Genomic DNA, 6,191 nt, shown 5'->3' on the forward strand with positions numbered 1-6,191 from the left:
GTTGTGTTGGGCGGGGGGGGGGGGGGGGGGGGGGGGGGGGGGGGTGGGGTGCGCGGGGTTTTGTGTGCTGTGTGGTGGGGGGTTGGGCCGGGGGGGGGGGGGGGCCGGTTGCCCCGCGGGGCCCCCGCCCCCGCACGGCCCGCCCCGCCCCTTCGCACGGCTTCTCACGGCGGGGCGGACGACAGCCGCAGCACCTCCAGCGCCAGCACCAGGTCGACCAGCTCGCGCGGCCGGGACAGCGAGCGCGCGGTGAGCCGCTCCAGCCGCCGCAGCCGGTTGAACACCGTGTTGCGGTGACACCCCAGCCGGGCCGCCGCCCGCCCCACCGAACCGCCGCACTCCAGCCACGCCTCCAACGTCCCCACCAGCAGGGACCGCTCGGCCGGTACGAGGGTCAGCAGCGGGCCGAACACCTCCGCCAGGAGCCGGGTGGACAGCTCCGGGCGGCTCACCAGCAGGGCCGCCGGCAGCCGCTCGTCCAGCCGGACGATCTCCCGGCTGCCCGGTTCGCACGTCAGCAGCGCCGTACCCGCCAGCCGGTGCGCGGCGCCCAGCTTCGCCGGTGAGCCCACCACCGGGCTCACACCCCCCGGCCCGGCGCCCAGCTCCCTGAGCCGCGCCACCGCCCGGGCCGGGCCCGCCGGGCCCAGCAGCACCACCGCGACCTCCCGGCCCCCCTCCCCGCCCGGGGAACTCGCCGCCGCGCCCCACCACCAGCGCGCCCCGTCCGCGTCCGGGCCCCGCACCACCGCCGCCTCCGGCACGGGCGCGCCCAGCACCACCACCGCGTAACGCCCCCGCTCCGGCAGCCCGAGGCCGCGCGCCGCACGCGCCGCCAGGTCCGGCGGGGCCCCGCCCGCCAGCAGCGGGCCGAGCAGCGCCCCGTACCGCGTCCCACGCCGCATCCGCCGCTCCGTCCCCGGGTCCGGGCGCTCCTGATGACCGATGAGGATGCCACCGGCCCGGCCCGCGGGCGCCCGCCCGTCACCGCGTCTGTGCGCGTGCACAACGAGGCCCTTCGTTCGCTGGTCGCCCGCATCGAGTCGGCCCCGCGCCGTGGACGCACGTCCCGCCCGGTGCTGGTCTGTGGCACCACCCCCAACGGATGAGCACGACAGACAACAGACAACGGAAGAGCCGGACACGAAGCACGACACGACATGGCGGAAGGAGGAGGACGCATGGCAACGCTAGAGATCCGCGCGCTGTCCGTGGGCTACGGCCCGGTCCGGGCGCTGCGCGACATCTCCGTCGATGTGCCGGACGGCGGGATCACCGCCGTGCTCGGCGGCAACGGCGCGGGCAAGACCACGCTGCTGCGGGCCGTGTCGCGGACCCTCGGCTTCCACCGCGGGACGGGCACCGGAACGATCCGGTTCGACGGCCGTCCCCTGGAGGGGCTGCGGCCCGCCCAGGTGGTGGCCGCCGGAGTGGTCCAGGTACCGGAGGGCCGGCAGGTCTTCGCCCGGATGACGGTGGCCGACAACCTGCGGGCGGGCGCCCTCGGAGCACGCGGCGGGCGCAAGGAGACCAGCGCCGCGCTCGCCCGGGTGCACGAACTGTTCCCGGTGCTCGCCGACCGCGCACACCAGCGGGCCGGGCTGCTGTCCGGCGGCGAGCAGCAGATGCTGGCCATGGGCCGCGCCCTGATGGCGGGGCCCCGGCTGCTCCTGCTGGACGAGCCCTCGCTCGGCCTCGCCCCGCTGATGGCGGCCAGGATCGCCGAGACCGTGCAGGAGATCAACGCGGCCGGCACCTCGGTCATGCTCGTCGAGCAGAACGCGGCGCTCGCCCTGCGGCTCGCCTCCACGGCGTACGTCCTCGACGTCGGCGAGGTCGCCCTGTCCGGGCCCGCCGACGAACTCGCCGCCTCCGACGAGGTGCGCCGCCGCTACCTCGGCGTCGTCGACGAGGAGGCGGCGGCGGACGCCGACCCGGCCGCCCGGACCCGGCGCACCCTGAGCAGGTGGTCCGCGTGACCACCACCGCCACGACCTCCGCGCACCGCACCGCCGCCGCCCTCGCCGTGCAGGACGTCACCGTCCGTTTCGCGGGGCTCACCGCCCTGGACGGCGTCTCCTTCACCGTCGAACCCGGCAGCGTGCACGCCGTCATCGGGCCCAACGGCGCGGGCAAGTCCACCTGCTTCAACGTCCTGTCCGGCGTCTACCGCGCCGCCTCCGGACACGTCCGCCTCGGCGAGACCGAGCTCACCGGACTCCCGCCGCACGCCGTCGCGGACCTCGGGGTCGCGCGCACCTTCCAGAACCTGGCGCTGCCCCCGCACGCCACCGTCGCCGACAGCCTCCTGCTCGGCCGCCACCGGCTGACCCGCTCCGGGTTCCTCGCCACCGGCCTGCGGCTGCCCTCCGCCGTCCGCGAGGAACGACGCCACCGCGACCGGGTCCGGGAGATCGCCGAGTTCATCGGTCTGGAAAAGGAGTTGGAGCGTCCGGCGGGCTCACTCCCGTACGGACAGCAGAAGCTCGTCGAGCTCGGCCGCGCCCTGTGCATGGAGCCGAAGGTCCTGCTGCTGGACGAGCCGATCGCCGGGATGACCGCGGACGAGCGCCGCCGCACCGCCGCCGTCGTGGCCGACGTACGCGACAGCCTCGGCATCTCCATCGTGCTGGTCGAGCACGACATGGGGGTGGTGATGCGGCTCGCGGACGCGGTGACCGTACTCGACTTCGGACGACGGATCGCCGGGGGCACCCCCGCCGAGGTCCAGAACGACCCGGCCGTCGTCCAGGCCTACTTGGGAGCACCTGAATGACCACGTTCGTCGAACTCCTTCTCGGCGGCCTGTCGATCGGCTCGGTCTACGCACTCATCGCGCTCGGGTTCGTCGTCATCTTCAAGGCCACCGAGGTCGTCAACTTCGCCCACGCCTCCCTGCTGTTGGCGGGCGGCTACGTCACCGCCGTGCTCCACGACGACATCGGGTTCTGGCCCGCGCTGCTCGTCGGGATCGCCGGTGCGGCGACCGTCGGGGCGGCCATCGAGTTCTTCGTGATGCGCCGCTACCGGGGCAGCGACCACAGCGTCCTGGCCATCGTCACCATCGGCGTCGACATCCTCCTGATCACCGAACTCACCCGCCGGATGGGCACGAACGTGCTCGCCCTCGGCGACCCCTGGGGCAACGAGGTCGTCTCCGTCGGCGGGATCACCCTCGCCCAGACCCGGATCGCCGCGTTCCTCGCCGCCGGGCTGCTGATCACGGTGTTCCTGCTCGCCTTCCGCTACACCTCGTGGGGCGTGTCGATGCGGGCCGCCGCCGAGAACCCGCAGACGGCGGCGCTCATGGGTATCAAGCTGGGGCGGGTCTCGCTCGCCGCCTGGGCGGTCGCCGGGGCGCTGGCCGCCGTCGCCGCGCTCTTCCTCACCGTGTTCCCGACCCCGGGCCTGGAGCGCGCCACCTCGCTCGCCGCGCTCAAGGCGTTCCCCGCAGCGATCCTCGGCGGACTCGACTCCACCACCGGGGCGCTGGCCGGCGGACTCATCGTGGGCGTCACCGAGTCGCTCGCCACCGGTTACCAGAGCGATCTCTCCTTCCTCGGCCGGGGCATCGGCGACCTGGCGCCCTACCTGGTGATGGTGGCGGTCCTGCTCATCCGGCCCGCCGGGCTCTTCGGCACGAAGGAGCTGGCCCGTGTCTGACACCACCGCCGAAGCCCGCACCGTCCCCGTCACTCCCGTACGCGGCGGATCGGAGGGTGTCACCGACCGGCTGCGCAGCCCCCGTACGTACGCCGTCCTCATCGGCTCCCTCCTGCTCCTCGTCCTCCCGTTCTACCTGGACCGCTTCTGGCTCCAGGCCGGGCTGTTCGCGATGGCGGCGGCGATCGGCGCCATCGGGCTCAACATGCTCACCGGCGCCACCGGCCAGCTCTCCATGGGCCACGCGTTCTTCCTCGCCGTCGGCGCGTACGGCTACTGCGTCCTGGCGGGGGAGAGCAGCACCGAGAACGGGCACACGCTGACCGGACTCGGGCTGCCCACCTGGCTGGCCGCGATCCTCGCGGTGCTGCTCGCCGGGGCGGCGGGCGGGATCTTCAGCCCCATCGCCGGACGGCTGCGCGGCGCGTACCTCGGCATCGCGACCCTCGCGCTGATCTTCATCGGGCAGCACGTCCTGTTCAACGCGGGCTCGCTGACCGGCGGTTACAACGGCCGGGCCGTACCGCCGCTGTCCGTCTTCGGGTTCACCTTCGACGACTCCCAACTCGTCGTGGCGGCCGTGCCGTTCGGCTCCTCGGAGAAGCTCTGGTACGCGGGCCTGCTCGCGCTCCTGCTCAGCGCCCTGTTCGCCCGGGGTGTGCTGCGCGGCCGGCCCGGACGTGCCATGAACGCCATCCGCGACCACCGGATCGCGGCCGGGGTGATGGGCGTGCCCGTCGCCCGCTACCGGGCCGGCGTCTTCGTCCTGTCCTCGATGTACGCGGGCCTCGCGGGCGTCCTGCTCGCCCTGGTCTTCCAGCGGACCGTGCCCGAGTACTTCGGCATGATCCTGTCCCTCGAATACCTCGCCATGATCGTCATCGGTGGGCTCGGCAGCGTCGCCGGAGCCGTGATCGGCGCAGCCTTCGTCTCCCTGCTCCCGCAGGTGTTCACGCACTACAGCGACTCCCTGCCGCTGGTCTCCGCCCCCGGCACGGGCGGGCTGGCGCCCGGTGAGGCGTCCCGCTATCTGTACGGCGCCGCGGTGGTCGCGGTGGTCCTGTTCCTGCCCGGCGGCCTCGCCCGCCTGGGCCTCGCACGCACGAAGAAGCCTGCGGCTCCGAAGCATCCTGCGGCTCCGAAAGATCCCGCGGCTCCGAAAAATCCAAGGGAGAAGTCATGAAACTGAGAGTGCTCACGGCCGTGGTCGCGACCCTCGCCGTCACCCTCGTCGGGTGCAGCGGCAAGGCGACCGAGGGAAAGGCGGACGAAGAGGGCAAGGGCGGGATCAAGACGGGCCCCGGGGTCTCCTCCTCGACGATCTCCCTCGGTGTGCTGACCGACATGACCGGGGTCTACGCCTCGCTGGGCAAGAGCGTCACCCAGGCCCAGCAGCTGTGGGTGAAGCAGACCAACGACGCGGGCGGCATCTGCGACCGGAAGATCGAACTGACGGTCCGCGATCACGGATACGACCCGCAGAAGGCGATCGCCGCGTACACCGAGCTGGCGCCGGAGGTGGTGGGCTTCGCCCAGTTCATCGGCTCCCCGTTCGTCGCCGCCGTCGAGCAGCGCATCGACGGCCAGGACAAGGGCCTCGTCCTGCCGCAGGCCTGGTCGGCGAATCTGCTGGGCTCCCCGTACATCCGGGTCATCGGCGCCACCTACGACGTCGAGACGATCAACCTCATCGACTATCTCCTCGCCGAGAAGCGCATCGCGAAGGGCGACAAGATCGGTCACGTGTACTTCGAGGGCGACTACGGCGAGAACGCGCTCGTCGGCTCGAAGCACGCGGCGAAGCAGGCCGGGCTCACCGTCGTGGAGCAGAAGATCAAGCCGACCGACAACGACATGACCGCCCAGGTCGCCGCTCTCAAGCAGGCCGGGGTCAAGGCCGTGATCGTCAGCGCCGGACCGCGCCAGGCGGCCTCGCTCGTCGGCGTCGCGGCGGCGACCGGCTTCAACGTCCCGGTCGTCGGCAACAACTCGGCCTTCGCGCCGCAGCTGTTGAAGACCCAGGCGGGGCCGGCTTTGCTCAAGGACTACTACGTCGCCTCCTCCACGCTGCCCATCGGGGACCCGGGCGACGGTCCCGCGAAGCTCGCCAAGGAGTACGCCGCCCAGTACCCGAAGGACGTCCTCGACAACGGCGTCGTCGCCGGATACACGGCGGCCTCCGTGTTCGGCGAGGCCCTGTCCAAGGCCTGCGACGACAAGGACCTCACCCGTGAGGGCATCGACAAGGCACTGCTCACGATCAAGGAGTACGGGAGCGAGTTCGGGGTGTCGCACGACTTCTCGGACCCGAAGGCGCCGTCCACCCGGGAGAGCGTGATCATGAAGCCGGACGCCGGCGCCGCCGGCGGGCTGAAGGTGGTCCGCCCGGCCGAGGTCGCCCCGGCGGCCGAGTCCTTCACCATCGGTTCCTGAGCCCTGCCGGGGGGGGGGAGCGGGGGGGGGCCGGGCGGACCCCCCGGCCGCCCAACCGGTTTTGCGGGCTCGGGGCCCCGCCCCGCGGGTGTTGT

At 73.1% G+C, this 6,191-nt stretch carries 6 protein-coding genes; 5 read left to right on the top strand and 1 reads right to left on the bottom strand.

What is annotated here, in order from left to right; all coding sequences use genetic code 11:
• Positions 1-164 precede the first annotated feature (164 nt).
• On the bottom strand, positions 165-905 hold the full coding sequence (locus ACFWRV_RS30290) for a PucR family transcriptional regulator (RefSeq protein ID WP_384339041.1): 741 nt from the start codon (positions 903-905) through the stop codon (positions 165-167).
• A 276-nt stretch (positions 906-1,181) separates the two neighbouring features.
• Here ACFWRV_RS30290 and ACFWRV_RS30295 point away from each other — a divergent pair, with 276 nt between their 5' ends.
• From ACFWRV_RS30295 to ACFWRV_RS30315, 5 genes are read left to right on the top strand one after another with little or no spacing between them, the layout of a single operon-like run.
• Positions 1,182-1,979, top strand: coding sequence for an ABC transporter ATP-binding protein (locus tag ACFWRV_RS30295; RefSeq protein ID WP_384339043.1), 798 nt, complete (start codon positions 1,182-1,184; stop codon positions 1,977-1,979).
• Positions 1,967-2,776: an ABC transporter ATP-binding protein gene (locus tag ACFWRV_RS30300; protein WP_384339045.1), complete on the top strand. Its 810-nt coding sequence runs from the start codon at positions 1,967-1,969 to the stop codon at positions 2,774-2,776. The genes ACFWRV_RS30295 and ACFWRV_RS30300 overlap by 13 nt, the downstream gene beginning before the upstream one ends.
• On the top strand, positions 2,773-3,663 hold the full coding sequence (locus tag ACFWRV_RS30305) for a branched-chain amino acid ABC transporter permease (RefSeq protein ID WP_384339047.1): 891 nt from the start codon (positions 2,773-2,775) through the stop codon (positions 3,661-3,663). Before ACFWRV_RS30300 ends, ACFWRV_RS30305 begins: the two co-directional genes overlap by 4 nt.
• Positions 3,656-4,846 carry a branched-chain amino acid ABC transporter permease gene (locus ACFWRV_RS30310; protein WP_384339049.1) on the top strand — a complete coding sequence of 397 codons (1,191 nt, stop codon included), beginning with the start codon at positions 3,656-3,658 and terminating at the stop codon, positions 4,844-4,846. Before ACFWRV_RS30305 ends, ACFWRV_RS30310 begins: the two co-directional genes overlap by 8 nt.
• Positions 4,843-6,096: an ABC transporter substrate-binding protein gene (locus ACFWRV_RS30315; RefSeq protein ID WP_384339051.1), complete on the top strand. Its 1,254-nt coding sequence runs from the start codon at positions 4,843-4,845 to the stop codon at positions 6,094-6,096. Before ACFWRV_RS30310 ends, ACFWRV_RS30315 begins: the two co-directional genes overlap by 4 nt.
• Positions 6,097-6,191 lie beyond the last annotated feature (95 nt).

It is taken from the genome of Streptomyces sp. NPDC058576 (assembly GCF_042718715.1).
In the GTDB taxonomy this organism is placed as follows: Bacteria; Actinomycetota; Actinomycetes; order Streptomycetales; family Streptomycetaceae; genus Streptomyces.

Bases quoted from the DNA above. Each gene is read 5' to 3' on its own strand.
- ACFWRV_RS30290 (WP_384339041.1), bottom strand. From the start codon at position 905: ATGCGGCGTGGGACGCGGTACGGGGCGCTGCTCGGCCCGCTGCTGGCG.
- ACFWRV_RS30305 (WP_384339047.1), top strand. From the start codon at position 2,773: ATGACCACGTTCGTCGAACTCCTTCTCGGCGGCCTGTCGATCGGCTCG.
- ACFWRV_RS30295 (WP_384339043.1), top strand. From the start codon at position 1,182: ATGGCAACGCTAGAGATCCGCGCGCTGTCCGTGGGCTACGGCCCGGTC.
- ACFWRV_RS30315 (WP_384339051.1), top strand. From the start codon at position 4,843: ATGAAACTGAGAGTGCTCACGGCCGTGGTCGCGACCCTCGCCGTCACC.